We start from the raw sequence: 25,509 nt of genomic DNA, 5'->3' as shown, positions 1-25,509 counted from the left end.
GACTTGACATGACTACAGACTTAGAATTGTTACCCCGTGTCAAATTAGGAGAATGGCCTACCCCCTTACAGGAAGCAAGACAGTTATCTGAACGATTGGGCACCAGGATTCTCGTGAAAAGGGAAGATTTATCCGGGCTAGGGGGCGGTGGAAATAAAGCAAGAAAACTCGAATTTCATTTGGGTCGAGCTATTGCTGAACAAGCGACTCATATTATTACGACTGGCGCCGCCCAATCGAATCACGCTCATTTGACCGCCGCAGCCGCTAGAAAGCTCGGCTTGCAGGTGCACCTAGTTTTAAATGGTCAATCGGATCTGCCTCGCACCAGCGGAAATCTGTTATTGGATCAAATTTTACAAGCGGAAATCACTTTTGTTGAACCTCCCATCAGTCAATCGAATCAACCATATATGAATGATAAGATGCGTGAGATTGCTCAAGATATTGCCATTGAAGGGGGAAAAGCTTTTATTATTCCCGAAGGCGGGACTGACGCGCTCGGTACGTTAGGTTATATCGTGGCACTGCAGGAGCTCGGAAGTCAGTTGGAGCAGTTAGATCCGAATGTAAGCCGTGTACTTGTAGCCGTAGCAGCAGGGACTTGCGGAACGTTTGCCGGATTAATTTCTGGAGCGATATTAACTTCATTCCCATTTAAAATTGACATTCTTGGGGTAAGTATTAGTGGAAAAACGGAGATCAAGAAAGAAAGGACGGTTCAGCTCGTAAACGAATCTTTAGAACTTGCCGGTTCTTCTGCTGCGGTGACCACAGATCATATCTGGATTGAAGACCGTTTTATCGGAGAAGGCTATGCCAAAATGACCAAGGAAGGCAGCGAGGCTCTCCGTATAACCGCTCAATCGGAAGGAATCTTTCTGGACCCGGTCTATACGGGGAAAGCCATGGCAGCACTAATAAATAAAGGGCGTTCCGGAGAGCTAAGTGATTATGACGCGGTGGTCTTTATGCATACCGGCGGGCTTCCTCTGTTGTTTCATTATGGATCGGAATAATGAGTTGGAGCCGACAAGAGGGAGGATTGATATAAAATATGCCTCATCAAGTACCTATTCCAACGTTAGATCAGGACCATAAGTTCCCTGGGAAAACGTATGCGGAAGTTGTGTTAAGTCCCGCATATGACCATGCTAAGGAAGAATTGCTGAGTCCCATGATGGACATTAATAAAGCGCATCTTATTATGCTGTGGGAGCAATCGTTAATTAGTGATCATGATGCCTATACTCTTGCAGTCTCCTTAAAGGCAATGGATGTGAACCGGTTGCGGGAATCTTCTTACACGGGAGAATTCGAGGATCTGTTTTTTGAGGTCGAGCAGCAATTGCACTTATTGGCTGGAGAAGCTGCTGGTAATTTGCATCTAGGGCGAAGCCGTAATGATATGGGAATAGCGATCTATCGACTCACGCTGAGGAAAAAGCTTCTGGATACATTGGCATCCGCTCTATTTCTGGAGGAGAATTTGATGCAGTTTGCACGTTCTCACGTCGATACGATTATGATTGGCTATACGCATACACAGCAAGCCCAGCCTACGACGCTAGGTCACTATACAGCAGCAGTTTCTGACTCGCTTAGCCGGGATATCCGTCGGCTGCAATCTGCCTATTCGAATTGCAACCGCAGCAGTATGGGAGCTGCAGCTCTTACAACTTCCGGATTCCCTGTGAACAGGGAGCGTATGGCTGAATTACTTGCATTTGACGAGCTTATTGAAAATGCCTACGACGCGGTTAGCGGAGCGGACTACGTCGGTGAAATCGCAACAAGTGTTCAACTTGCCGCAATAAACCTAGGCCGTTTCGTACAAGAACTGCTGCTTTGGAGCACGCAGGAATTTGCCGTTCTGAAAGTTGCGGCTCCCTATGTGCAGATCAGCTCCATCATGCCGCAGAAGCGGAATCCTGTATCTATTGAACATATGCGCTCGCTTTTGTCCAGTTGTGTAGGTCTCACACAGACTGTGTTGACTATGATTCATAATACACCGTTTGGCGATATTGTTGATACCGAAGATGATATGCAGCCCTACGCGTGGAAAAGCCTTGCTGTACTTGAATCCATTTATCGGTTGCTTGCTAATGTCATCGCAACTCTTACGATTAATAAGGAAGTGCTGGAGGCAAGAGCAGAGGAGAGCTTTTCCACTGTTACCGAGCTTGCGGATACGTTAGTACGTGAGGAGCAGCTTTCGTTTCGAACTGCACATTCCATTGTCAGCCGTGTGGTACGAAAAGCGTTGGAATTCGGGAATTCCAAACGTTATCTTTCCCTAGAGCTGCTAAACGATGCCGCATCTGAAGTCATTGGACGAAAGCTGGAAATTAGTGAAGAAAGGCTAAAACTTGCTTTGAATCCCAGGAATTTCATCAGCGTCCGAAAGATTATCGGCGGGCCGAATCCATCAGAGGTGGAACGGGCATTGATTGGACAAGCGCAGCGAATAGACTTTGAAAAAGAATGGCTCGCTAGTAAAAGAAGCGCGATATACGACTCACATGAGATAGTGGATCGCGCACTCGATAAACTTGCAAAACTAGCATAATAAATCAATCAATTGACCGGACATCCGGAGATGAGTTTTCTTCTGCAAAGAGGAGATAACTCATCTATTTTTTTATATATTCTTGGAGACATTACAAAAGGAGGATGATGGCTGTGTTTAAAAATGGTTTCCGTGTTTTTGATATTCATGCTCATTTACCTTATCCATGGCCATTAGCTTCACGCAATGAGTTCATTGATCGTCACAAGGCGCAGCGATCCGAGCGTATGCGTTTGACTTGGGATTTTCCTTCCCAGCCCGACAATGAAGAGGAGGCTAAACGCCCGCTCATTGATCGATGGATCGATGAATTGGATCGATATTCGATCGGCGGGATCAATTTCTTAACGGCATGGAATAACGATGATCTGGCCGCACAAATTCGTAAATATCCGGATCGTGTGACAGGATTTGCCCATCATGCCATTGAAGAGCCGAATGCTGCGGAAGAGCTCCAAAGAGCTGTTGATACATTAGGTTTGAAAGGCTACAAGATATTCGGACCGCTCGTAGAGATTCCGTTTCATGATCCCCGATTGATTCCGGTATGGCGGTTTCTGGCTGAGAGGAAGCTTCCGGTCTTGATCCATTTTGGCCTATTAGGCCACACGGGCGGAATTGTTCAGCATTTGAACATCAACCCGCTGGCGATTTTCAATGTGGCCAGAGAATATCCAGACATCCCTTTTATCATTCCGCACTTTGGAGCCGGTTATTTTCAGGAACTGCTGCACTTATGTTGGAGCTGCCCGAATGTATATATTGATACTTCTGGATCTAATCAGTGGATTCGGTGGAGCCCTTATGAATTGACGCTGGAGACGTTATTTCGCAAGACGTATGAACTGATTGGACCTGAACGCATCATTTTTGGCACAGATTCAAGCACGTTCCCTAGAGGATTCGTATACCGGTATTTGCAGGACCAGGTTCGAGTCTGTAGAGATCTTCGGTTCAATGAATCAGATATTGAACTTATTTTCGGAAATAATGCAAGAAAGTTACTGCAAGTGGGTACATATTCACTTATAAGTGGAGGGGAAAGAAGATCATGACAACCACATACCATACGGCCAAAAGAGCTGCTGTTTCATCGTTAGGATTCATTGTTCTATTAACCGGATGCTCGGCAGGCGATAGTAAACCAGTACCGACTCCATCTGCAAATAATACGATCGCACCTCAGGCAGCGGTTACGGCCAATGCAAGTAATGATGAGAAAGTGACCATTGAATACTGGCAGTATCAGTATCCAGCGAAGGTGGAACTCATTACCAAATTAATCGACGATTTTCAAAAAAAATATCCTAATATTACGGTGAAACAGACGAATTTTCCGTATGATCAATACAACGAGAAAGTAGCAACGCTCGTACCAGCCGGCAAAGGACCTGATGTCATCAATCTCTATTATGGATGGCTGCCCAAATATGTCTCATCGGGATTCTTGCAGCCTCTGCCGGATAGTGTATTCTCCGAAGAGAAAATTAAATCGGAGTTTTTCCCTTTTGTTGAAACAGCGAAGCTAAATGGGAAATATTTTGCGATTCCGACGGCGGTCAGGACACTTGCGTTGTTCTACAACAAGGATCTATTTACGAAAGCAGGGCTTGATCCGAGTAAACCGCCTGCTTCGTGGGATGAGCTCATCACTTCTGGGAAGAAGTTAACGGAAAAAGATAAGAATGGCCAATTCGTCGTTGAGGGTATGGCTTGGCAGCCGGGAGCGCAGCTGCACCATTGGTTCCGGGATGCGTTGATCTACCAAGCCGGAGGTAAAGATATCAGCGATGACCGTCGTCAGATTCTATGGAATGAATCCCCTGCGGGGTTAGAGGCATTCAAATATTTAATTGACTTGTCGCTTGTTCATCAAGTGGGTACCAAAGACTTTTACAATGATGACATAACGGCCTTCAAAGGCGGCTATGCAGCGATGAACATCGACGGTTCCTTCCAGCTGGGAGGAATTAAAAAAGACGCTCCGAACCTTAATTATGCCATTGCGCCTCTGCCTTCCTATAAAGATAAAGCTACTCAGGTTTCGTTCTGGGCGAACGCGATTACTAAAAATGTGCAGGGCAAAAAGCTCGAGGCTGCTACAGCGTTCTTGCAGTTCCTGACAAGTAAAGAAGTTCAGGAGCAATGGGCGGAAAAGGTAGGGGAGCTACCGGCAAAAAAAGAAGTAGCACTCCAAGATAAATATACGAAGGATGAGAAATTAGGACCGTTCATTAGCCAGCTTTCCTATGCACATGCGCATTACTTCGTGGATGAGAAACTCGAGAAAGATTATTTCACCCAGGCCGTCGATGAAGTCGTGTTGAACAAGGTTCCGTATGAAAAAGCTTTTAACGATCTGGTCAAGAAAACTCAAAAGCTATTCGATGAGTATTGGGCCAAGCAGGACAAAAAGTAATGGTTAGGCAAAAATATTTGTTCATCTACAGTTGCTTACTAATTCCGCTTCTCTTTTTCCTAAGCATTCGGATCGTACCTATCCTATACTCGTTTAACATTAGTTTTAGGGAGTGGGATATGCTTTCGGAAGAGAAACCTTTCGTCGGTTTGCACAATTTTGCTCATTTATTTCAAGATGAAGTTTTTATCGCGTCGATCCGAAATACACTCTATTATGTCATCATTGGCGTGCCTGCACAGCTTCTGGTCGGACTCGTGATTGCGCTCCTGCTGCAGCGGGTGAATCGGTTGAAAGGATTTTTTCGTACACTTTATTTTATCCCTTATGTGACAAGCGTTGTGGCAGTAAGTTGGGTATTTCGTTGGACTTTAATGAAGAACGGTATTGTGAACGCTCTGCTGATTAAGCTTGGGTTCGAACCGCAGCTATTTCTCGGGTCTCCGTCACAGGGAATCTACGTCATTATTGCCGTTATGATTTGGCAAAATGTCGGGTTTCAAATGCTCATTTTCCTGACAGGGCTGGAGACGATACCGAAGTCCTATGAGGAAGCGGCTGCCATTGATGGCGCCAACTCATGGCAAAGATTGTGGCACATCACGCTGCCGCTGCTGAATCCCGTGATCGTCTTTTCGGTCGTGATCGCGAGTATAAGCTTTCTGCAATCGTTCACGCAAGTTCTGAACATGACAAACGGTGGCCCCTTGAACTCTACCGTTTCATTAGTCCTTTACATTTACAATTTAGCATTTAAGCATTTTAAAATGGGGGAAGCAGCAGCAGCAACGATTATCCTGTTTGTGATTATCCTGTCACTGACACTTCTGCAGATGAAGATACTAAATAGAAAGATCGACTATTGACGGAATGGTTAGGATAACGGGGGTGTTATATTGAAAACGTTCCGGTTGATTTTATTAGCAGTTGGAAGCTTGGGGATGATCTTTCCTTTTGTGTGGATGATAGCAACATCATTGAAATTTCCGGCTGATGCTTTCACGCTAAACCTATTACCGAGACAAGCAACATTGTCTAATTATGTGGAAGTGTTTATCCGGACACCTTTCTCACAATGGGTGCTAAACAGCGTCATCATAGCTTTCATAACAACGATAAGCGTCTGTTTCTTTGATACTGTGATCGGGTATGTCCTGGCAAAATTTTCGTTTAGAGGCAAGAAGCTTATTTTTGCTGCTATTCTGAGCACATTAATGGTCCCTACCGAAATGCTTATCATACCATGGTATTTGCTTACCGTGAAGCTCGGCTGGGTAGACTCGTATGTAGGTATTTTATTTCCGGGCCTAATCTCAGCATTCGGTATCTTCCTTATGAAGCAGTTCATGGAATCATTGCCGGAGGATCTACTGGATGCTGCAAGAATTGACGGAATGAATGAGTGGAACATTCTCCTTCGTATAGCAGTTCCACTTGTAAAGCCTGCGCTTGCCACGCTGTGCATATTATCTTTTCTAGGCAGTTGGAATGCGTTTATATGGCCGCTGATTGTGACGCAAACCCCAGAACACTTGACGATTCCGGTAGGAATCTCTTATTTCTCCAGTGAATTAAAAGACAGCGCAAGCTGGGTGTTGATCATGACGGGAGCCTCCTTATCTGTCATTCCGCTTATCGTCACGTTTTTCATTTTTCAGAAACAAATTATCCGGGGTATAGCTCTTACAGGGTTCAAGTAACGGTTTGAAGAAAAGAGCGCGTCATTTCACTGGATCATCGATATGAAAGACAGGAGTGTGCGGAATGGGAAGATTATCTGGAAAAGTAGCCATCATTACCGGTGCGGCGAACTGAGAAGGTGCTGCTGTGGCAAGTCTATTTGCATGGGAAGGCGCGAAAGTCGTTTTGACGTATAGTGCACAAGAATCTGTTCATCAGTTGGGCGATGAAATCAATCGTTTTGGCAGTGAAGCGATTGCCATGCAGCTTGATGTTACATCAGCTGCATCATGAAAGCTTTTGGTAAACAAAGCTGTTGAGGCTTTTTCAGAAATTCATATTCTAGTGAATGTTGCGGGAATTGTTAGCGACTTGAAGCTTGAGAATGAAACCGTTGCTTCGTGGGAGCAGGTGATTCGCTCTTCCAAGATGACAAGAGAATGGAGAATTCGTGGCCATCATGGACCCGTCTGGTTCTGTTAAATCCACGCTAATGAACATTATAGGTTGTTTGGATGTTGCAGATAGAGATGCTTATAACCTTGATGGTAAAGCAATTAACCTTCTTAAGGATTCTCAACTTGCTGCTGAGATTAAGTGCGTTTGAAAATATGGAATTACCTTTAATTTATCGAGGGATGACAAAAAGGAAAGAGAGCCACTCGCTTTACAGGCAGGCGGTTATACGGCTTGATGCAGCAGCCAAAGAGGTATCGACGGAGGTCTTATTGTGTCAAAGGGCGCTACTGAAGTCGAGGTTTAAATGCGGGAACATTAGCTTCGAGGTGAGTTAATATGTCTTGAAATCATCAAACAAGAAAAAAGCGTCCTCCAAACCGTTTAACCGGCTTGAAGGACAATTTCTTTTACGTTTAGTTAATTAGAATGCAGGAACTACCGCAACTCCATACTTGTCTTGGATAAACTTCTTCACCTCAGGAGAGGTCAGAGCAGCGCCCAGTTTTTTGATTTCGTCGCGGTTTTCGTCGCCTTTGCGAACGGTAATTACGTTGGTGTAAGGAGAGTTTGCGTCTTCTCTGAACAAGGCTGTTTTTGGATCAATTTTAGCTTCAATAACAATGTTCGTATTGATAACCGCACCATCAAGATCTTGTAAAGATCTAGCTAATGTGGGGGCCTCTGCTTCCACAAACTTTAGGTTTTTCGGATTGCTGACAATGTCTTTAGGTGTTGCTTGGTATGTGGTTAAACCGTCTTTGAGCTTGATTAAACCTTGCTGTTGTAGAAGCACAAGCGCTCTATATTCGTTGGATGGGTTGTTCGGAATTCCGATTTTCGCGCCGTCTTTAATTTCATCCTTCGATTTGAGTTTTGTAGAGTAGAAGCCGATTGGTTCAACGTGAACTTTGATCGGATTCACAAAGTCGAAGCCCTTTTCCGTTTTGACAGAATCGAAGTAAGGCACATGTTGGAAGTAGTTTGCATCGATTTGCTTATCTTTAAGAAGCTGATTCAACAGACCTTCATCCGTGACTTTAACTACAAGGTTTATACCTTGTTCCTTTAGCTTCGGCTTTACGAAATTAAGGATTTCGGAGTGTGGGATTTCTGCGGATCCAATTGTTAAAGTGACTTCTTTCTTTGGCGCTTCTGTTGGAGCGCTGCTTTGGGCTGCTGCAGTTGATGCTGCCGTGGATGCTTTGGGGCTGCTTGATGGTTCAGTGCTGCTCTTTGCACCGCATCCAGCAAGGATAACACTAAAAACGACGAATAATGAAACGATAGAAAATAGTCCTCTTTTAATCATGAAAAACTCACTCCTATTTCTTTTATGTATATTTGGTAATGCTATGAAACCGTGGGAACAATAATGAAATTGCTTTAATCAAGCTTGAAGCGTTTTTTATGAATGGACCTGGAGATGTAATCTCCCGTCCACTGAAAAATTTGCACAAGAAGAATAATGATAATGACTGTTGCGATGAGTACGTCTTCACGAAATCTCTGGTAACCGAAGCGGATTGCCAAACTTCCCAGTCCTCCGGCTCCGATGGCTCCGGCAATGGCAGTAAACTCAGTGATAGCGATAATGGCAATTGTTACACCGCGTACAAGCGCTGGCAGGGCTTCAGGGATGAGCACTCTGAAAATAATCATAAAAGGGCTAGCGCCAACGGCCTTTGCCGCTTCTATTTTTCCTATGTTAACTTCCTTGAGCGATGTTTCGATAATTCTTCCCAAGAAAGGCGCGATACCGATCGAAAGTGACACGATAGCGGCTGTAGGCCCCAAAGTAGTTCCGACGATCAAACGCGATAAAGGCAGCAGTAGGACGATTAGTATGATTGAAGGAATAGAGCGAATGCAGTTTATGACCATACTAATGACTTTATGGAGCTTCGTTGCCTCGAGAATGCTGCCCTTCTCAGTTACAACCAGAGTGACGCCAAGCGCAGAACCAATAATCAATGCGAAAATGGAAGACCAGAACAGCATATAGAGTGTTTCTAAAAGAGCCGGCCAAATTAACTCGATTAATTCGTCAATCATATACTGACACTCACCCTTTCTTTGACCTGATGCTGGTTCCGGTAGAAATCGGTGATTCTTACGAATTTTTTGGCAGTGTCGCTTTCTGGATGTAGGAAAAATTTGTCCACGTATCCTTGCTCAACGATTTTGCCTTTCTCAATGACGGCAAAGTTTTTGCAAATGTGCTGCAGTACATCGAGTTCATGTGTGATTAGCACAATTGTCAAATTAAGCTTACGATTGATGTCTTTTAGCAATTCTAGAATCGAGTAGGTCGTTTGAGGATCAAGCGCTGATGTCGCTTCATCGCTGAGTAGAACGTCTGGCTCATTAGCGAGAGCTCTGGCGATGCCAACCCGCTGCTTCTGACCTCCGCTCAACTGCGATGGATGGGCATTCTCTTTGTCGCCCAGCTCTACAAGATCCAGTATTTCACTAACACGCTGGCGAATGTAGTTCTTAGGATGTCCTGCAACTTTTAAGGGAAAAGCAACATTTTCAAACACAGTCTTAGAATCAAGAAGATTAAACTGTTGAAAAATCATGCCGATTTTCAGTCTGGCCAGGCGCAGATCTTTCTCTGACAGATCCGTAATGACCTTGCCCTCGATCTCAATGCTCCCGGAATCAGGCTCCTCCAGCCGGTTGAGACACCGAATTAGCGTAGATTTACCAGCACCACTAAAGCCGATAATGCCAAAAACATCCCCTTTTTCGATTTCAAGGTTGATATTTTCTAATGCAGTGAAGACTGATTTGGATGTTCGGTAAGTTTTATTGAGGTTTTTTATGACGATCATTGTGACCCTCCTTAATTCCGATTAATCCGATTATATTAGTTTAATTTAAATGATCCCCCAAAATGTGTCAAGAAAATTTCTTTGTGTGTTAATTCAAGCATCCCATCAAGGGATTGACGGTTAATCGAGAGGATGGTAAATTAAAGCAAACTAAATTCATTGTCTTACTCGGATTTGAAGGAGGAAGCCTCATGGCTCGTAAAAGACAAATAAAACTGTCAGCCTATTTAGTAGGAACCGGCATGCATGTTGCATCTTGGAGACATCCTGATTCTCAGGCAGATGCCAGCATAGATATTGATTATTACAAACATCTGGCTCAAGTTGCGGAGAGAGGGAAGTTTGATATCGCTTTTATTGCGGATAGCCTGGCAATCAATGAAGAATCGCATCCGAATATTTTGACCCGCTTTGAACCTATTACCTTAATTACAGCGTTAGCAGGGGCAACTTCGAAGATCGGAGTTGTAGCAACAGCCTCTACCTCTTATGTGGAGCCCTTTAATCTGGCGCGTCAACTCATGTCCGTCGATCACATTAGCAAAGGCAGAGCAGGGTGGAATATTGTAACGACTAGAGATTTGTCCGGGAATACAGCTTTGAATTTCAATGGCAGTGAGCACTTTGAACATAGCTTTCGATATAAACGGGCCGAAGAGTTTATTGATGTGATCAAAGGCTTATGGGATTCCTGGGAGGATGACGCCTTCATTCGTGACAAAGAAAGCGGGCTGTTTTTTGACCGCAGCAAGCTTCATAAGCTGGGCCATGTAGGCGAGTTTTTCTCGGTGCAGGGGCCGTTGAATATTCATCGCTCCAAACAAGGCCATCCAGTGTTGGTTCAAGCCGGATCTTCGGAGCCTGGACAACTGTTTGCCGCGAGAAGTGCGGAGGTTATTTTTTCCCATAAAAATAGTCTCGAGGATTCGCAAGAATTTTACCGCTCATTCAAAAGTAAAGTCGTCGCATTCGGCCGATCCCCGGATGAGGTGCATATATTGCAGGGCATTTCTCCGATAATTGGGGAAACCGAGGAGATCGCGCAGCAGAAACTTGCCTACTTGGAATCTTTAATAACCGACGAAACAGGCTTAAAGTTTCTAACCGATTATTTTGGAGGCTTGGATTTGAGTGAGCATACGCTGGAAACTAAAACGCTCGATATTGGATTTGGCGAACTGACGGGTGTGCGATTCGAATATGAGAAATTTCGTCCTTTCGTTATCAAAGAAAACCCTACACTTAGAGAACTGTACTCTTTGTTAACTGGCTCTTATACCGTCAACGACTTTATCGGTACGCCTGAAAAAATAGCTAAAAATTTAGAAAGATGGTTTATAGAAAGAGCAGTAGACGGCTTTATGCTGATGTCACCACTTCTGCCGAGCAGCTTGGAAGACTTTGTGAATCTGGTGGTCCCTCTTTTGCAGGCGAAAGGATTATTCCGGACCGAATACGAAGGTGATACGCTTCGCGATCATTTGAATTTGCCGGTACCGCAAAACCGGTACAGCTTAACGCAGTCGGCATCCAATAAGTAACACATCCCTTGCAGCTTTTGGCTGTGAGGTTCTTTTTTATCCTAGGAGAAGTTAATAATTACTTGCTGTTAGTCAACTACGAGGAGGAAGAACATGTTACAGGATTTAGAAATATATGAAGCGTCCCCATCTCAAGTTGAAGAGGTGTTGTCGATATGGCTTGAAGCGGCTTATTGGATGCAGTCCAAGGGTATAGATCAATGGAGACCTGAACATTTTAACCGAGATGTTGTTTTGGACTATTTTACGAATAGACAAATATTTCTAGCCAAATACAAAAATGAATATGTGGGAAGCTTCGCCATACAATGGTCTGACCCCAGCGTATGGGGAGATTTACATAACGAGGAATCCGGATATTTGCACCGGTTTGCGGTTCGCAGAACTCAAGCAGGACGTGAATTTGGTAGTTTTTTTCTGGCATGGATCGAAGACTATGTGAAATCCAAAGACAAAAGATATTTGAGACTCGATTGCATGGCTGCCAATGAGGTATTGAATACATTTTATCGTAGCCATGGTTTTACTTATAAAGGCACCTTTGACTTGAGTAATGGAAGGATTAGCTGGCGAGGAAGCTTGTATGAGAAGGAATTATGAATTTGTTGGAGGCAAAAAGCGTGAGCCAATATTGGAACTGTTACTCCATTTTCGATGGTATAAGTTAAGCAAATCAATCTTCGATCGTTTCTCGATAGAAAGCACCCATTTTTCGATCGGAAAAATCTATTAGACAATCCAAATATGCGAATGGTAAATTTAGGGACATAAAACACACTTAATCTATAGGAATAATCAAATTTTGGAGGGGTTCTATTCGATGAAACATTATTACCGCAACACGATGCTCTATGCGATTACTGCACTTATGCTGGTTATCTCCGCTTGCGGCTCGCCGAGCTCGGCGCCCACTTCTTCGCAGACCCAGGCACAAGCGGCGACAGAGAAGACAAAAGCTTCTGAAGCACCTCAGTCTCAAGGAGATAAAACGGTCTATATCGGAATCGTTAATGCGCCTGTTACGTTAAACCAAATTAACGATCAGGGCGACTCGGCTTCGGATAATGTGATTGCTCTGATTAACGACTCACTGCTGGACTTGAATGAAAAGTTTGAGTTCTTGCCTAAGCTGGCTCAATCTGTTGAAACGAAGGATAATCAGACGTTTACAGTGAAATTGAATCCTGCGGCAAAATGGAATGACGGAAAGCCGTTCACAACGGCAGACGTGGCTTTTACGCTTAAGACAGCACTTCATCCTAAGGTGGAGACGAATTTCAAACTGAATTTCATTGAGGGCTTGAACGCAGCGGGTAAATTAGACGAAGGGAAGACCGAGATTAGCGGTCTGAAGATCGTAGACGACAAAACGTTTGAAGTGAAAACGAAAACGCCGGTAGACCCCCTTATTTTCAAAGAGCGCTTTGGTACGAAAGTATTCTTCCTGCCGCAGCATATTCTGAAAGATATCACTCCCGAGCAGCTTGCAACAAATCCTTATTTCCAAAAACCGGATGTAACGATAGGCGCGTTCAAATTTGCTAATTTTGCAAAGGGACAGTATGCGGAAGTGGTGAAAAATACGAATTACTATCTGGATGTGGCTAAGCTTGACCGAATTTTCGTCAAAGTGCTGCCGGCGACGAACTTGGTAGCACAACTGCAAACGGGCGAAATTCAACTGAATTCCTTACCTGTTGGACTTATTCCAATTACAGATTATGAGAAGGTTAAAGGCTTCCCCAATGTTGATTTGGCGTCAGGCAATCCATCCGTTCCGCCTGAGATTTTCTTTAATACGGATAAAATTAGCGATCCGAAGGTACGTCAGGCGATCGCTTATGCGTTGAACCGCCAGCTTATCGTGGAGCAGCTGCTCAAAGGCCAGGGAGAAATCATCGATGGGGGCATCCCAAGTTACCATCCGTACTATAACAAAGACATTGCGAAATATACTTATGACCCGGAAAAGGCGAAGAAGCTCCTTCAGGAAGCGAAATGGGATGCGAGTAAACCGATCCAGTTCCTGATTCCGGTCGGCAACAAAATCCGTGAACAGGCGGCAGATATTTTGGTGCAAAATTTAACGGCGGTCGGGTTGAAAATCGAGGTGCAAAAATTTGACTTCGCGACGTTAATTCAGAAGGTTCGTAAAGGCGAGTACGATCTTACAATTTTTACACGTGATTTCTATATTGAGCCGAGCTCCTATTTTACGGGTTTCAAAAGCGACAATACGAGTAACGTTACGAAGTACAAAAATCCGTTGGCGGATGAACTGATCACGAAGGGTGAGACAGAGTCGGATCCGGCGAAACGCCATGAAATTTATAATAAGCTGCAGGAAATTCTGCACCAAGATGTTCCTTCACTGGCTGTTTATTCGGAGAAACGACTGTTAGCCGTATCGAAAAACGTACTCGTCGGCAAGCCTCTGGATATCGGTATGTTTAACAACATTAATCAATGGGATTTGAAGAAATAAAGATGTAGAGGTGAATGCCCATGGGGAAGAAGCAATTGGTTGAATGGCTGGACGAGAACAAGAAGACTTATGAAGATCAGGCGCTGCAAATATGGGAGCATCCCGAGGTCGCGTACACGGAAGCATTCGCCTCTAAGCTGCAAATCTCCGTGCTGCAGGAGGCCGGGTTTTCCGTCGTTTCCGGCGTAGGAAGCGTGCCGACGGCATTCGTGGCAGAGTATGGCTCCGGCAAGCCGATTATCGGCATCTTGGGCGAGTTCGACGCTCTGCCGGGATTATCGCAGAAAGTAAGCCCGGTACGAGATGCTGTAACGCCGAACGGCCCCGGGCACGGCTGCGGGCACAATCTACTCGGCACGGCAGGCGTAGAGGCGGTCATCGCACTCAAGCAGCGCATCGATGAGGAGCGATTGCCTGGAACAATCCGTTATTACGGCTGCCCCGCAGAAGAAGTGCTTTCCGGCAAAACGTTCATGGCTCGAGCGGGTGTATTCGATGATTTGGATGCTGCGTTAACGTGGCACCCCGGCAATTCCAATACGCCATGGAACATGCCAAGTTCAGCACTCACTTCCGTTGAGTTTTTCTTCAAAGGCCGAGCGGCTCACGCCGGTGCAGCCCCGCACTTGGGGCGCAGTGCGCTGGATGCCGTGGAACTGACGAATATCGGGGCGAACTATTTGCGCGAGCACGTGGTCGACGGCTCCCGTATTCATTATACGATCACGAATGGCGGGGTTGCACCCAACGTGGTTCCTGATAAAGCTAGTGTCTGGTACTACCTCCGTGGAGCCAATCGGGCGCATGTCGATGAACTGCTTGAGCGCTTGATCAAGATTGCACAGGGCGGGGCACTCATGACAGAAACGGAGGTAACTTGGGAGATCAAAGCCGGCGCTTATGATCTTAACGTGAACAATACGCTGAACGAGCTTCTTTTTAGTCAAAAGGATGAAGCAGGACCGTTGGTATTTACGGAAGAAGATCACAAATTGGCAGCTTCTCTGGCAGCATCGCTAGATCCTTCCTTGCAGCAGTACGCGGAGAAGCGGAGGCATGAGCTGGGCTTGGCAGAAAGTGACCTGCTGCCTACCTCATTCGTCAATTACCAGCCAACCACCAAAATCACGGGCGGCGGCTCAACCGATGTGGGCGATGTCTCGTGGATTACGCCAATCGGGCAAATCACGACCACCTGCGCGCCATTTGGCGTTCAGGTGCATACCTGGCAGGCAACTGCTGCTTTCGGCTCGCCAATCGGACTGAAGGGTATGCATCATGCCGCCAAGCTGTTGGCACTATCCACTTACGATCTATTGACCGACGGTGGGAACTTGCTGTCGCAGGCGAGAGCTGAGTTTCTCCGGTCAACGCAAGGCAAGCCTTACATACCGGCCATTCCCAATGACGTACAGGCACCAGTTCTTGTTTAGGTGTGGGGATATCCCCACACGCCATGCGTTGTCATTGCCCATTCCAATAGAAAAGACGGTGTGAAAACATGACGTATTTACTGGAAGTTGACCGGCTTCAAACCGTCTTTTGGACGGGGCAGGAAGAAGTGACTTCGGTGGATGAGATTAGTTTCAAGCTTAGACCTGGAGAAACGATCGGGATTGTTGGCGAATCCGGCTGCGGCAAGAGCGTAACGTCGTTGTCGATCATGAGACTACTTGGCCAGAATGGGCGAATCAAGCAGGGAGAAATCCGCTTCAATGGCTCTGATTTAGTTACATGGTCTGAATCCGAGCTTCGCCGCTTACGGGGCAAGGACATCTCGATGATTTTTCAGGAGCCGATGAGCTCACTAAACCCTGTCTTTACGATTGGGAATCAATTGCTGGAGACGATCCGGCAGCATACGAGCCTGTCACGCAAGGAAGCGAAAGCTTACGCAATCGACATGCTGCGCAAGGTCGGCCTTCCCCAGGCCGAAGCGATCATGAACGTATATCCCCATACGTTGTCTGGCGGGATGCGCCAGCGCATCATGATTGCGATGGCGCTATCGTGTAAGCCGAAGCTGCTCATAGCCGACGAACCTACGACGGCACTCGATGTGACGATCCAAGCGCAGATTCTGGAGCTGATGAAGGATCTTCGTGAAGAAAGCGGCGCTGCGATTATGCTAATTACGCACGATCTGGGCGTCGTAGCAGAGATGGCAGACAAAGTCGTTGTTATGTATGCGGGTCAAATCGTGGAAGAAGGCAGATGTGTTCACGTTATTTCGCGAACCGCTGCATCCGTACACGCAAGGACTGCTGAACTCCATACCGCGAGTAGAGGGAGACAGCAATCGTCTCACAGCGATTCCCGGAGCCGTCCCGTCCATTCAGCGTATGCCGAAAGGCTGTCGTTTTCACACCCGCTGCGTCTGGGCGACGGAGCTTTGCCGGCAAGAACAGCCTATGCTCAAAGCCGTAGGACCTGATCATCAGGTGAGATGCTGGGTCACCCAGGAGCAAGCAGTGCTGTCCAAACTTCCCCAGCTTCAGGAGGTCGGAATATGACCATAAATCCGCCACTGCTGCAAATCGATCGTTTAAAAACGTATTATCCTATTAGAAAAGGCATCGTGTCGCGCACTGTCGGTTACGTCAAAGCGGTCGACGACATTAGTCTGAACATCTACGAAGGCGAAACTGTCGGGCTTGTCGGCGAATCAGGCTGTGGCAAATCAACAATCGGACGTTCGATTGTACGGCTTGAAAATCCGTTTGAGGGGCGTATCCTTTTCCAAAACAAAGACATCACCCACAGTACGCAAAAAGAACTGAAGCCCATTCGCACCAAGCTGCAAATCATCTTTCAAGACCCGTATTCGTCGCTTAATCCACGCAAACGGATCAATGATATTTTAGCCGAACCGTTCATTGCGCACCGCTTGGTCCAGCGGAATGAAGTGCAAGGCAAGGTGGATCGGCTGCTAGATATGGTCGGTCTCCCTCGCGCCTACAAAAATAGGTACCCGCATGAGTTTTCCGGCGGTCAGCGCCAACGTATTGGCATCGCGCGGGCTATTTCTTTCGAGCCCAAGCTGATCGTGTGCGACGAACCGGTGTCGGCACTTGATGTTTCCATCCAAGCGCAAATTCTTAATTTGCTAGCGGATTTACAAAAAGAGTTAAACCTAACCTATTTGTTCATTGCTCATGGTATCGGAGCCGTCAAGTATATCAGTACGCGGATCGCCGTCATGTACTTGGGCAAAATCGTTGAGATTGGAGATAAGGAAGAACTATTCAAGCATCCGAAACATCCGTATACACAAATATTGCTGGGTGCTTATCCTGCGCCTGACCCGACGCTGCGTTCAAGTAAGCGGATCATTATTCAAGGGGATGTGCCGAGTCCCGCTAATCCTCTGCAAGGGTGCCGATTCCATACCCGCTGCCCTTACGTGCAGGAGCGATGCCGGCAGGAGGAGCCGCCACTTACTGGCGGAGGACATGGGGTTGCTTGCCATTTTCCAATAAACTAGAATGCTTGAGAAGGGGGAGTTACGATCCTTCACTACATCGTTCGGCGTGTGCTTATTGCCATACCCGTGTTACTTGGAATCACGATTATTAATTTCTTCATTATTAAATTAGCGCCGGGGAACCCCGTGGAGATGTTCATCGATCCGAATACGCCAAAGGAACTGTTGGACTTGAGAAAGGAATTGCTCGGACTTAACGATCCATTTCTCCTTCAGTACTTCAAATGGCTCTTGAATTTGTTCCACGGTCAGCTTGGCTACTCCTTCAGTTCCTATGCGCCAGTGACGAAGATGATTGGTGAAAGACTGGGCCCCACTTTGCTGCTTGCTTCTACTGCGCTTTTGTTCGGACTTTTCATTGCCATTCCTATTGGCATCATAAGCGCGGTTAAGCAAAATACAAAGTTCGACTATATCATGACGGGATTGTCCTTTATCGGTACGTCCATTCCACAGTTTTTTCTAGGACTTGGTCTTATTTATTTGTTTGCTGTTCAGTTCAAATGGCTGCCAACAGGCGGGATGATCACTCTTGGAGGTCCAGGTGGAGTCTGGGATCGCATTAGCCATATGATTCTTCCGGTTTTCATTCTGGGAATCGTCATAGCGGGGAAAAAGGTGAGGTATGTGCGTGCCAGCATGCTCGACGTATTGAAGCAGGATTACCTGCGCACGGCTCAATCCAAAGGGCTTCACCCGTTCATTGTGACGAATAAGCATGCTCTGCGTAACGCGCTTATACCGATCATTACGGTGGTCGGGATGGAGATCCCGCTGCTGCTTGGAGGCAGCATCCTGATTGAGCAAATTTTTCAGTGGCCCGGTATTGGCCAACTTACCATTCAATCCATCCTCTCCAGAGATTATCCGACCTTGATGGGATTGAATCTTGTGGCTGCTTTTATCGTGCTCGTGACGAATTTGCTCACCGACCTTCTCTACTCGGCTGCAGATCCGCGTATCAACTACAACTAATCCAGAGGTGAAAGGCGTGGCCTTATCCGAATATCAACTAAACAACGGTCATTTGCAGCAGGCTTTCGTCGAAACCTTGGATGACCATGCCGCAGATAACGTGATCCGTCAGGTCTGGAGCCGATTCATCCGGCACAAGCTGGCCTTAACGGGACTGATCGTCACCGTGCTGCTCATTCTTGTTGCACTTCTGGCTCCGCTGCTCGCCCCCAATGATCCAAAAGAGGTAACAGGCATCTTCTCTGCGGCGCCATCGGCTAAGCATTGGCTGGGAACCGATCAGGTCGGGCGGGACGTGGTGAGTCGTCTCATTTACGCAACGAGAATTTCGCTGATTGTCGGTTTTGTAACAGTAGCTCTTTATGTGACCTTCGGCACGTTGATTGGCATTGTTTCCGCCTATTTCGGTGGATGGCTGGATATGGCCGTCATGCGGATTACGGACATGTTCATGGCTTTTCCGTTTCTGATGGTCATCCTGGTCATCATCAGTGTTCTTGGCTCGAATATGACGACCATCATACTCGTGCTTGCCCTGTTCTCATGGCCGGGCGTCGCACGATTGGTCCGGGGCAGTGTGCTAGCTATTAAGCAGCTCGATTATGTCAAGGCGGGTGTGGCGCTCGGACTGAGCACACCGCGTATTTTGTTTCAGCATATATTCCCGAATGCGATCGGCCCTATTATCGTCAATGCAACGTTCGGCATTGCCTCGGCCATTATGAGCGAAGCTGGACTCAGCTTCCTCGGGATGGGTGTCCAGCCGCCTACGGCAAGCTGGGGCAACATGCTGACGGATGCACAATCCTTGACTGTGCTGACGGATCAGCCCTGGCTTTGGGTCCCGCCGGGAGCCATGATTTTGATTACCGTGCTTGCGATTAATTTTGTGGGGGATGGCTTGCGTGACGCGCTGGATTCCCGGCAATAAGCAAGAAGATGAAGCTCCATCCATTTGCTGCAAAGGATGGGGTTTTCTCATTTTTGGAACATAGGAAGAGGAGAAGGCAATGAAACCTACCATTGGAATAACAAGTACGATTGTCAAACTGCACGAATATAGCGAAGGCGCATACGTTCATAAGGACTACCACCGATCCGTCGATGCAAGCGGAGGTCTGCCTATTGTACTTCCTCTTACATCGGAGGAAACGTTCAAGCAATTAATCGATCTATGCGACGGAGTGATTTTCACCGGGGGCGAGGATATAGATCCTTCCGCATATGGAGAGGAGCCGGTTCCAGAGCTCGGCACGACCTTCCCTGAACGCGACCGCATTGAACTGGAGGCCATACGTTATACGTTGGAAGCCGATAAACCGCTGTTGGCTATTTGCCGTGGTGTGCAAGTGCTGAATGTAGCACTAGGCGGCACGCTCTATCAAGATCTGCCAAGTCAATTTACAGATTCGCTTGCGCATGTGCAGTGAGGAATAGCTAGAGAAAAGGATTCTCATTCAGTCACTATTACTGCAAATAGCTATTTGGAGCGGATTTTTGGGCAAAATAAGGTTCGTGTCAACAGTCTTCATCATCAGGCGCTTCGCACAATTGGCACTGATTTGGTTGTAGCCGCAAGCTCTCCGGACGGCGTGGTGGAAGCGGTTGAGAATCCGCGTCTAACATTTGCTGTCGGTGTACAATGGCATCCGGAATCGATGTTTGAGACTGACGAATTGACGCAAAAGCTTTTTCAAGAATTGATTACTAAGAGTAAAGAATGGGCCGAAGGTAGAGCGCGAAAATAACGGAAAAAGGTGATGACAGCTTGGAACGCTACTGGAAACGCAATCTTTATATGTTATGGCTGGGGTTATTTTTTAACCACATGGCCTTTACTCTTTCGGTGCCCTTTTTTCCTATTTTTTTGCAAAATGACCTAGGGATTCAAAGCGGTCTGGAAGCTTGGTCGGGCGTTTCCATTTCGATCAGCTTTCTGATTAGTGGTTTGTGTGCGCCCTTTTGGGGATCGCTCGCCGATAAATATGGGCGGAAGCCTATGCTTGTTCGCTCAGGCATTGGTTTAAGTGTGGCACATTTCGCCAACTTTTTTGTTCATGATCCTTTTACTTTCATTCTTGTTCGGATTTTTCAAGGACTTATGGCAGGCTTTAGTCCCGCTTCCATCGCTTTAGTTGGCACGAATACACCGGAGAAGCACGTTGGTTACGCACTTGGCATCATATCAACGGCGTCAGCAGCCGGGGGAATTCTTGGACCGCTCGCGGGAGGTATTCTTAGTCATTGGATGGGATTGCGGGCGTGTTTCGTGGCATCGGGCATCATTACGTTAGTTTCCGCTTTCATCGTCCTAGTGGGTGTTAAAGAGGTCCACGAGCGGCAAAATGGGGCTCGTACCAGTGTCATCAAGGATCTTAAACAAGCTGCCGATAACACACGATTGATGCGGATATTTGGGCTAACATTACTAGTCTCGACTTCGGTCATGATTTTGGAGCCTCTGCTGACGATCTATGTGGGGCAAATTGGAGGCAGTATAAACAACGCTTCGCTCAGCTCAGGCATTGTTTTCTCAGCAGTAGGTGTTGCCACAGTTATCATGGGTCCTCGCTGGGGGATCATTGGCGGTCGAATCGGCTATGAGAAAATACTTTTCTTTGGGTTATTAGGTGGAGGTATAGGCAATCTGCTGCAGCTCGGCGTTCATCACCTTGTCGGCTTTGGCATCCTGCGTTTCAGTTATGGACTGTTTTTTGCAGCCGTTTACCCAGCGTTGAATGTGCTTATCGTCAAATATACAGAGGCGGATTTCCGCGGAAGGGCTGTGAGCCTGAACCAATCGTCGAGTCAGTTCGGTATTGTGGTTGGTCCTTTGCTTGGCGGTGTGCTCGGTGGTTGGATCGGTATCCAATTCGTCTTTCTCATTACTGGTGTTACACTTCTTGGAGCCGCCTTGATGATGAAGATGGTTGATTCTAAGCAAGTTGACCAGAGGTTGCCTGGTTGAGGAAGCCTCTGGTCAGCTTCAAGATTCATTGGAATACAATATTTAATAAAAGGTGCGGCAGACACGTCATATACAAATTTATTACATACCTCTTGAAAAACATATTAAACCGAGTATAATACTAGGTATAAGATTTGCTTTTATCTTAATGACTATCACTTGGAGATTCGTTGTGGAACAATCCGGATAGCTTTGATATGATGAATATGAAAAGCTTTTCACAATAGAATGACAGGTGAATGAGATGAAATCAACGATTAAAGATGTAGCTAAAATGGCCAACGTTTCTATAAGTACCGTTTCAAGAGTCATGAATAATCCTGATATTGTCACAAGAGACAAGCGCGATAAAATATTAGAGGCGATTGAACGTTTGAATTACACGCCAAATGCGTTAGCCCGCGGATTAATTCACAAGCGAACGCAAACTTTAGGCGTGCTGATACCTGATATTTCCAACTTGTTTTATGCCGAGTTAATTAAAGGTATGGAGGATGCCGCGCATGAGAGCGGCAATAATTTGATTATTTGCAATACAGATAATAATCAAGATCGCAGGCAATCTAGTTTAAAGGTATTGAGTGAAAAGCAGATCGACGGAATCATTTTTACCAGTGAGCCTATCTTTCCTGACAGCTACGAAGTCTTCAAGCAATTGGGTGTCCCCATTGTTCTTGCTGCTACCCATAGCTTGGAATATAATATTCCTTCAGTGAAAGTAAATGATGAGCAAGCTGCTTTCGATGCAGCAGAATATCTGATTCACAAAGGGCACCATCGAATCGGTATGATCAGCGGGTCTATGCTGGATCCAATCTCTGGGCTGCCGAGGATTCAAGGGTTTCTTCGAGCATTGAGGACGCATGGTATTGATCTTGACCCAGAGAGATGTATCGAGTATGGGAACTACCATTTTAATGATGGGTACGAAGCTGTCAGAAGGCTGCACAAGAAATTTCCGGAAATGACGGCATTGTTTGCCACAAGTGATGAGAGAGCACTCGGGTGCATATCTTACTTTCATGAGCATAAGATTAAAGTGCCTGATGAGATTTCAGTTATTGGCTTTGACAATACGAGAATCGCGGGCATGTGTTTCCCTAAATTGACAACAGTCGCACAGCCTTTGTATGAAATGGGAGAACTAGCTGTACGCAAACTTGACCGTTTGATTAATGGTGAATCTTTAGAAGAACTGCGAACCTATATGGCTCATTGGATTGTTGAACGAGAAACCGTACGTGACTTAACGCAATAAACCGTTAGCGTGAGGATTCGGAGATTCATGCGAGTGAGTCTTCGTCATTTCTGAAAAGCTTTTCAGAAGTAGTGAATCAAGAAACAAACTATTAGGAGGCTATGAAAAATGTTGAAAAAAGTTATACATACTACTCTTTTATTATCAATGACTGCCGGGCTTGCCGCATGCAGTAGTGGAACCGCTGAGAAACAAGTTCAGCCATCGAATGAACAACCGAAAGAAAGCCAAAAAGCAGTAGAATCACAAAAGCCGACAAGTGAAAAGGTCAAAATCGTATTCAGTCAGGGTGCGGATCAAACGGAGGGAACGAAGAAGCTTGTGGCAGCTTTTCAAGCGAAACACCCGAATATTGAGGTTGAAGTCCGTGAATTCCCAAATGATTCCTCCCAAATGCATGATCAACTCGTCACCATATTAGGCGGAAAATCTGCTGAAGTGGATGTCGTGAATCTGGATGTTGTATGGCCAGCAGAATTTGCGCAAGCGGGGTTTATTCTTCCACTTGATCGCTTAATTAAGGACGATAATGTTGACACAAGTAAATACTTAAAGGGCGGCATCGATGCCGGATACTTTAATGGACAGCAATGGGCGCTTCCCCGTTACAACAATGCAGGGCTGCTATATTATCGTAAAGATTTAGTGAAAGAAGTGCCCAAAACTTGGGACGACTTGCTTAAGCAAGCTGAGCAGCTGAAGGGCCAGGGGGGCACGAAATATGGCTTTGTCACTCAGGCAAAGCAATATGAAGGTTTAGCTGTTGGATTTACCGAGTTCGTTAGTAGCTATGGCGGGAAAATTATTGATGAAAAAGGAAATGTATCTGTCAATAGTCCCGAGGCGCTTAAAGCTTTGAAAAAACTAGTTCAAATTGCTAAATCACCAGCAGTTCCTTCGAATTTGAACACTTTTACTGAAAAAGAAACGTTAAATGCCTTTATTGAGGGGAGTGCTGTATTTGCTCGCCATTGGCCAGCGCTTTACGCGCAAGCTAACGATCCGAAGGTTTCCAAAGTTGTAGGGAATGTCGGCATTGCTCCTCTGCCAGCTGGTGATGCTCGCTCGGCTGCTGCATTAGGCGGTTGGTTGGCAGCAATAAATAAATACTCCAAGCATCCGAAGGAAGCATGGGAATTTTTGAAATTTGCGGTAAGCCCCGAAGGGGAGAAGATTATCGCAGTAAACAGCACGCAAACGCCAACCTATTTGCCGCTGTTTGATGATGCTGATGTGCAAAAGGCAAGTCCGTTATTTGCAAGCCGTGATTTTGTAAACGGACTTGGCAGTGCAATACCGCGTACGATTACACCTCAATACGCAAAGATTTCCGGTGTGATTCAAATTGAAGTTTCCAAAGCGATCACGGGAGAGCAGACACCGGAACAGACCCTTACTAATTTGGAAAGTCAAATTAAGCAAGCCATTAATAAGTAAGATAACCAAAGTAATAGAAGGGTCTTGCTGCAAGGCTGGCCCTTCTTTTCCTTTCGATACGGCATGTTGTGAGTAAAGGCAGGTGAGACCAAGGATGTTTAAACATATCAAAATGACCAGAGAAGCTAGACTTGCTTATCTATTTATTTTGCCAGCCGCTGTATTAATATGCGCAATTGCCATATGGCCTGTAATACGCACGATGTGGATCAGTTTATACGATATCCGTCTGAACGATCCGACGAAAAGTGAAATCCACTCGACGTACTCGTTGGATATGGAGAAATACACACAAACATTCCCTATTTTGCTCAGAACACTTGAAAAAGAGGCCGCAGTGAATGCAGGGATGACAACGCGATTAGAACCACTGAAACAAAAGGCGGAACAGATCAAGAATGAGTTGGAGACGGATACTGCTCTGAGTGCCCGGTACGAGGAAATAGACAGACTTTTATATGATTTCAAACCTGTACCGGATAAATTGAAGTTCATTGATCTGAGTAATCAAAGGGCGGATCGGATTCAATCTGATCTGAACGAGCTGCATCAAAGTTTACTTCAATTAAAGGGAGCTGGAGCTCTTCAACGCCCAGACGATGCAATCGGATTAACAAGTGCTCTCCAAGACGCATTTATTGAGCCAAACTTTGTAGGTTTGGACCATTATAAACGATTCATGACCGATTCCCGTTTGTGGCATGCCCTCGGAAATACATCGCTGTTTACAGTCTATGCTGTATCGATGGAGATGCTGTTCGGCCTGTTGATTGCCGTTCTAATAAATCGTTCCTTTCGAGGCAGAGGACTTGTACGGGCAGCCGTATTAATCCCTTGGGCTACGCCAACGGCGATTTCCGCGATGATTTGGCATTTCCTGTTTGATGGACAGAATGGCATCGTAGCTAAGCTTTTGGCTGAAATTGGCTTTATTTCCGATATGAGTACGCTATTGTCAACAAAGCAGGGAGCATTATTCTCCATTGTACTAGCTGATACGTGGAAAACAGCACCCTTCGTTGCGCTGCTTTTGCTTGCGGGTCTTCAGACAATTTCGGGTTCCTTATACGAAGCTGCACAAATGGATGGAGCATCCAGGTGGAAACAGTTCGTTCATATTACGTTGCCTTCTATTAAAACGACGTTCCTGGTTGCACTTATGTTCCGTACACTGGATGCGTTCCGTGTCTTCGATCTCATTTATGTACTAACGGGAGGCGGCCCAGCCAATTCTACAGAATCAGTGTCCATTTACGCCTATAAAACCATGTTCTCAGAGTTAAATTTCGGTGCAGGATCGGCCTTGGCCGTCATTGTCTTTATCTGCATTGCCATCATTTGTACAATTTACGTGAAAATATTGGGTGGCGACGTAGTCAGCAATCGTAGGGGGTAGA

General features: G+C 46.0%; 21 protein-coding genes and 2 pseudogenes. 20 read left to right on the top strand and 3 right to left on the bottom strand.

The window, feature by feature from the left end:
• The first annotated feature begins 8 nt into the window (after nt 1–8).
• The 7 genes from ASG85_RS28780 (at nt 9) to ASG85_RS38295 (ending at nt 6,965) form a co-directional block, all read left to right on the top strand.
• Nucleotides 9–1,019: a 1-aminocyclopropane-1-carboxylate deaminase/D-cysteine desulfhydrase gene (locus ASG85_RS28780; protein ID WP_060648506.1), complete on the top strand. Its 1,011-nt coding sequence runs from the start codon at nt 9–11 to the stop codon at nt 1,017–1,019.
• Nucleotides 1,020–1,057: 38 nt separating this feature from the next.
• Nucleotides 1,058–2,572, top strand: coding sequence for an argininosuccinate lyase (gene argH, locus ASG85_RS28775; RefSeq protein ID WP_060648505.1), 1,515 nt, complete (start codon nt 1,058–1,060; stop codon nt 2,570–2,572).
• 113 nt (nt 2,573–2,685) lie between these two features.
• Nucleotides 2,686–3,627, top strand: a complete 942-nt coding sequence (locus ASG85_RS28770; RefSeq protein ID WP_082588289.1) for an amidohydrolase family protein — start codon at nt 2,686–2,688, stop codon at nt 3,625–3,627.
• Nucleotides 3,624–4,991 (top strand): extracellular solute-binding protein, encoded by a 1,368-nt coding sequence (locus ASG85_RS28765; protein ID WP_060648503.1) that lies wholly within the window; start codon nt 3,624–3,626, stop codon nt 4,989–4,991. The genes ASG85_RS28770 and ASG85_RS28765 overlap by 4 nt, the downstream gene beginning before the upstream one ends.
• Nucleotides 4,992–5,110: 119 nt before the next feature.
• Nucleotides 5,111–5,857 carry a carbohydrate ABC transporter permease gene (locus ASG85_RS28760; protein WP_235549380.1) on the top strand — a complete coding sequence of 249 codons (747 nt, stop codon included), beginning with the start codon at nt 5,111–5,113 and terminating at the stop codon, nt 5,855–5,857.
• Nucleotides 5,858–5,887: 30 nt separating this feature from the next.
• Nucleotides 5,888–6,691 (top strand): carbohydrate ABC transporter permease, encoded by an 804-nt coding sequence (locus tag ASG85_RS28755; RefSeq protein WP_235550243.1) that lies wholly within the window; start codon nt 5,888–5,890, stop codon nt 6,689–6,691.
• Nucleotides 6,692–6,818: 127 nt separating this feature from the next.
• On the top strand, nt 6,819–6,965 hold the full coding sequence (locus ASG85_RS38295) for a hypothetical protein (protein WP_156390191.1): 147 nt from the start codon (nt 6,819–6,821) through the stop codon (nt 6,963–6,965).
• Nucleotides 6,966–7,551: 586 nt separating this feature from the next.
• On the opposite strand, the gene ASG85_RS28745 is transcribed toward ASG85_RS38295, so the two are convergent.
• From ASG85_RS28745 to ASG85_RS28735, 3 genes are all read right to left on the bottom strand, one after another.
• Nucleotides 7,552–8,439: a MetQ/NlpA family ABC transporter substrate-binding protein gene (locus tag ASG85_RS28745; RefSeq protein ID WP_060648500.1), complete on the bottom strand. Its 888-nt coding sequence runs from the start codon at nt 8,437–8,439 to the stop codon at nt 7,552–7,554.
• A 74-nt stretch (nt 8,440–8,513) separates the two neighbouring features.
• Nucleotides 8,514–9,182: a methionine ABC transporter permease gene (locus tag ASG85_RS28740; protein ID WP_057305977.1), complete on the bottom strand. Its 669-nt coding sequence runs from the start codon at nt 9,180–9,182 to the stop codon at nt 8,514–8,516.
• Nucleotides 9,179–9,964, bottom strand: coding sequence for a methionine ABC transporter ATP-binding protein (locus ASG85_RS28735; RefSeq protein WP_060648499.1), 786 nt, complete (start codon nt 9,962–9,964; stop codon nt 9,179–9,181). Before ASG85_RS28735 ends, ASG85_RS28740 begins: the two co-directional genes overlap by 4 nt.
• 191 nt (nt 9,965–10,155) lie before the next feature.
• Between ASG85_RS28735 and ASG85_RS28730 the strand changes: the two genes are divergently transcribed.
• The 13 genes and pseudogenes from ASG85_RS28730 to ASG85_RS28670 all read left to right on the top strand — a co-directional run bounded on the left by ASG85_RS28730 (nt 10,156) and on the right by ASG85_RS28670 (nt 25,508).
• On the top strand, nt 10,156–11,505 hold the full coding sequence (locus ASG85_RS28730) for an LLM class flavin-dependent oxidoreductase (protein WP_057305975.1): 1,350 nt from the start codon (nt 10,156–10,158) through the stop codon (nt 11,503–11,505).
• A gap of 93 nt (nt 11,506–11,598) precedes the next feature.
• On the top strand, nt 11,599–12,105 hold the full coding sequence (locus tag ASG85_RS28725) for a GNAT family N-acetyltransferase (RefSeq protein WP_057305974.1): 507 nt from the start codon (nt 11,599–11,601) through the stop codon (nt 12,103–12,105).
• A 220-nt stretch (nt 12,106–12,325) separates the two neighbouring features.
• Nucleotides 12,326–13,990: an ABC transporter substrate-binding protein gene (locus tag ASG85_RS28720; RefSeq protein WP_060648498.1), complete on the top strand. Its 1,665-nt coding sequence runs from the start codon at nt 12,326–12,328 to the stop codon at nt 13,988–13,990.
• A 20-nt stretch (nt 13,991–14,010) separates the two neighbouring features.
• Nucleotides 14,011–15,423: an amidohydrolase gene (locus ASG85_RS28715; protein ID WP_060648497.1), complete on the top strand. Its 1,413-nt coding sequence runs from the start codon at nt 14,011–14,013 to the stop codon at nt 15,421–15,423.
• A gap of 68 nt (nt 15,424–15,491) precedes the next feature.
• Nucleotides 15,492–16,503: pseudogene (locus ASG85_RS28710) on the top strand (ABC transporter ATP-binding protein).
• Nucleotides 16,500–17,474, top strand: a complete 975-nt coding sequence (locus ASG85_RS28705) for an ABC transporter ATP-binding protein (RefSeq protein ID WP_060648496.1) — start codon at nt 16,500–16,502, stop codon at nt 17,472–17,474. Before ASG85_RS28710 ends, ASG85_RS28705 begins: the two are co-directional and overlap by 4 nt.
• 24 nt (nt 17,475–17,498) lie before the next feature.
• A complete protein-coding gene (locus ASG85_RS28700) occupies nt 17,499–18,449 on the top strand; it encodes an ABC transporter permease (protein ID WP_235549415.1) in 951 nt (316 codons plus the stop codon).
• Nucleotides 18,450–18,525: 76 nt separating this feature from the next.
• A complete protein-coding gene (gene opp4C, locus ASG85_RS28695; protein ID WP_235550251.1) occupies nt 18,526–19,380 on the top strand; it encodes an oligopeptide ABC transporter permease in 855 nt (284 codons plus the stop codon).
• 79 nt (nt 19,381–19,459) lie between these two features.
• Nucleotides 19,460–20,197 (top strand): annotated as a pseudogene (locus ASG85_RS28690) (gamma-glutamyl-gamma-aminobutyrate hydrolase family protein).
• 20 nt (nt 20,198–20,217) lie between these two features.
• Nucleotides 20,218–21,417: an MFS transporter gene (locus ASG85_RS28685; RefSeq protein WP_057305967.1), complete on the top strand. Its 1,200-nt coding sequence runs from the start codon at nt 20,218–20,220 to the stop codon at nt 21,415–21,417.
• Nucleotides 21,418–21,661: 244 nt separating this feature from the next.
• Entirely contained in the window at nt 21,662–22,675 is a 1,014-nt protein-coding gene (locus ASG85_RS28680) for a LacI family DNA-binding transcriptional regulator (RefSeq protein WP_057305966.1), read from the top strand.
• A gap of 108 nt (nt 22,676–22,783) precedes the next feature.
• Nucleotides 22,784–24,112, top strand: a complete 1,329-nt coding sequence (locus ASG85_RS28675; protein ID WP_060648494.1) for an ABC transporter substrate-binding protein — start codon at nt 22,784–22,786, stop codon at nt 24,110–24,112.
• A gap of 94 nt (nt 24,113–24,206) precedes the next feature.
• Complete coding sequence (locus tag ASG85_RS28670) at nt 24,207–25,508, top strand: carbohydrate ABC transporter permease (RefSeq protein WP_082588269.1); 1,302 nt, start codon at nt 24,207–24,209, stop codon at nt 25,506–25,508.
• Nucleotide 25,509 lies beyond the last annotated feature (1 nt).

Source organism: Paenibacillus sp. Soil724D2, assembly GCF_001427935.1.
GTDB lineage: Bacteria > Bacillota > Bacilli > Paenibacillales > NBRC-103111 > Paenibacillus_E.
This window is presented reverse-complemented; position numbering and strand designations above follow the sequence as displayed.

Bases quoted from the DNA above. Each gene is read 5' to 3' on its own strand.
- ASG85_RS28735 (WP_060648499.1), bottom strand. From the start codon at position 9,964: ATGATCGTCATAAAAAACCTCAATAAAACTTACCGAACATCCAAATCA.
- ASG85_RS28680 (WP_057305966.1), top strand. From the start codon at position 21,662: ATGAAATCAACGATTAAAGATGTAGCTAAAATGGCCAACGTTTCTATA.
- ASG85_RS28725 (WP_057305974.1), top strand. From the start codon at position 11,599: ATGTTACAGGATTTAGAAATATATGAAGCGTCCCCATCTCAAGTTGAA.
- ASG85_RS28705 (WP_060648496.1), top strand. From the start codon at position 16,500: ATGACCATAAATCCGCCACTGCTGCAAATCGATCGTTTAAAAACGTAT.
- ASG85_RS28730 (WP_057305975.1), top strand. From the start codon at position 10,156: ATGGCTCGTAAAAGACAAATAAAACTGTCAGCCTATTTAGTAGGAACC.
- ASG85_RS28745 (WP_060648500.1), bottom strand. From the start codon at position 8,439: ATGATTAAAAGAGGACTATTTTCTATCGTTTCATTATTCGTCGTTTTT.
- ASG85_RS28740 (WP_057305977.1), bottom strand. From the start codon at position 9,182: ATGATTGACGAATTAATCGAGTTAATTTGGCCGGCTCTTTTAGAAACA.
- ASG85_RS28670 (WP_082588269.1), top strand. From the start codon at position 24,207: ATGTTTAAACATATCAAAATGACCAGAGAAGCTAGACTTGCTTATCTA.
- argH (WP_060648505.1), top strand. From the start codon at position 1,058: ATGCCTCATCAAGTACCTATTCCAACGTTAGATCAGGACCATAAGTTC.
- ASG85_RS28715 (WP_060648497.1), top strand. From the start codon at position 14,011: ATGGGGAAGAAGCAATTGGTTGAATGGCTGGACGAGAACAAGAAGACT.
- ASG85_RS28765 (WP_060648503.1), top strand. From the start codon at position 3,624: ATGACAACCACATACCATACGGCCAAAAGAGCTGCTGTTTCATCGTTA.
- ASG85_RS28780 (WP_060648506.1), top strand. From the start codon at position 9: ATGACTACAGACTTAGAATTGTTACCCCGTGTCAAATTAGGAGAATGG.
- ASG85_RS28675 (WP_060648494.1), top strand. From the start codon at position 22,784: ATGTTGAAAAAAGTTATACATACTACTCTTTTATTATCAATGACTGCC.
- ASG85_RS28760 (WP_235549380.1), top strand. From the start codon at position 5,111: ATGCTTTCGGAAGAGAAACCTTTCGTCGGTTTGCACAATTTTGCTCAT.
- ASG85_RS28720 (WP_060648498.1), top strand. From the start codon at position 12,326: ATGAAACATTATTACCGCAACACGATGCTCTATGCGATTACTGCACTT.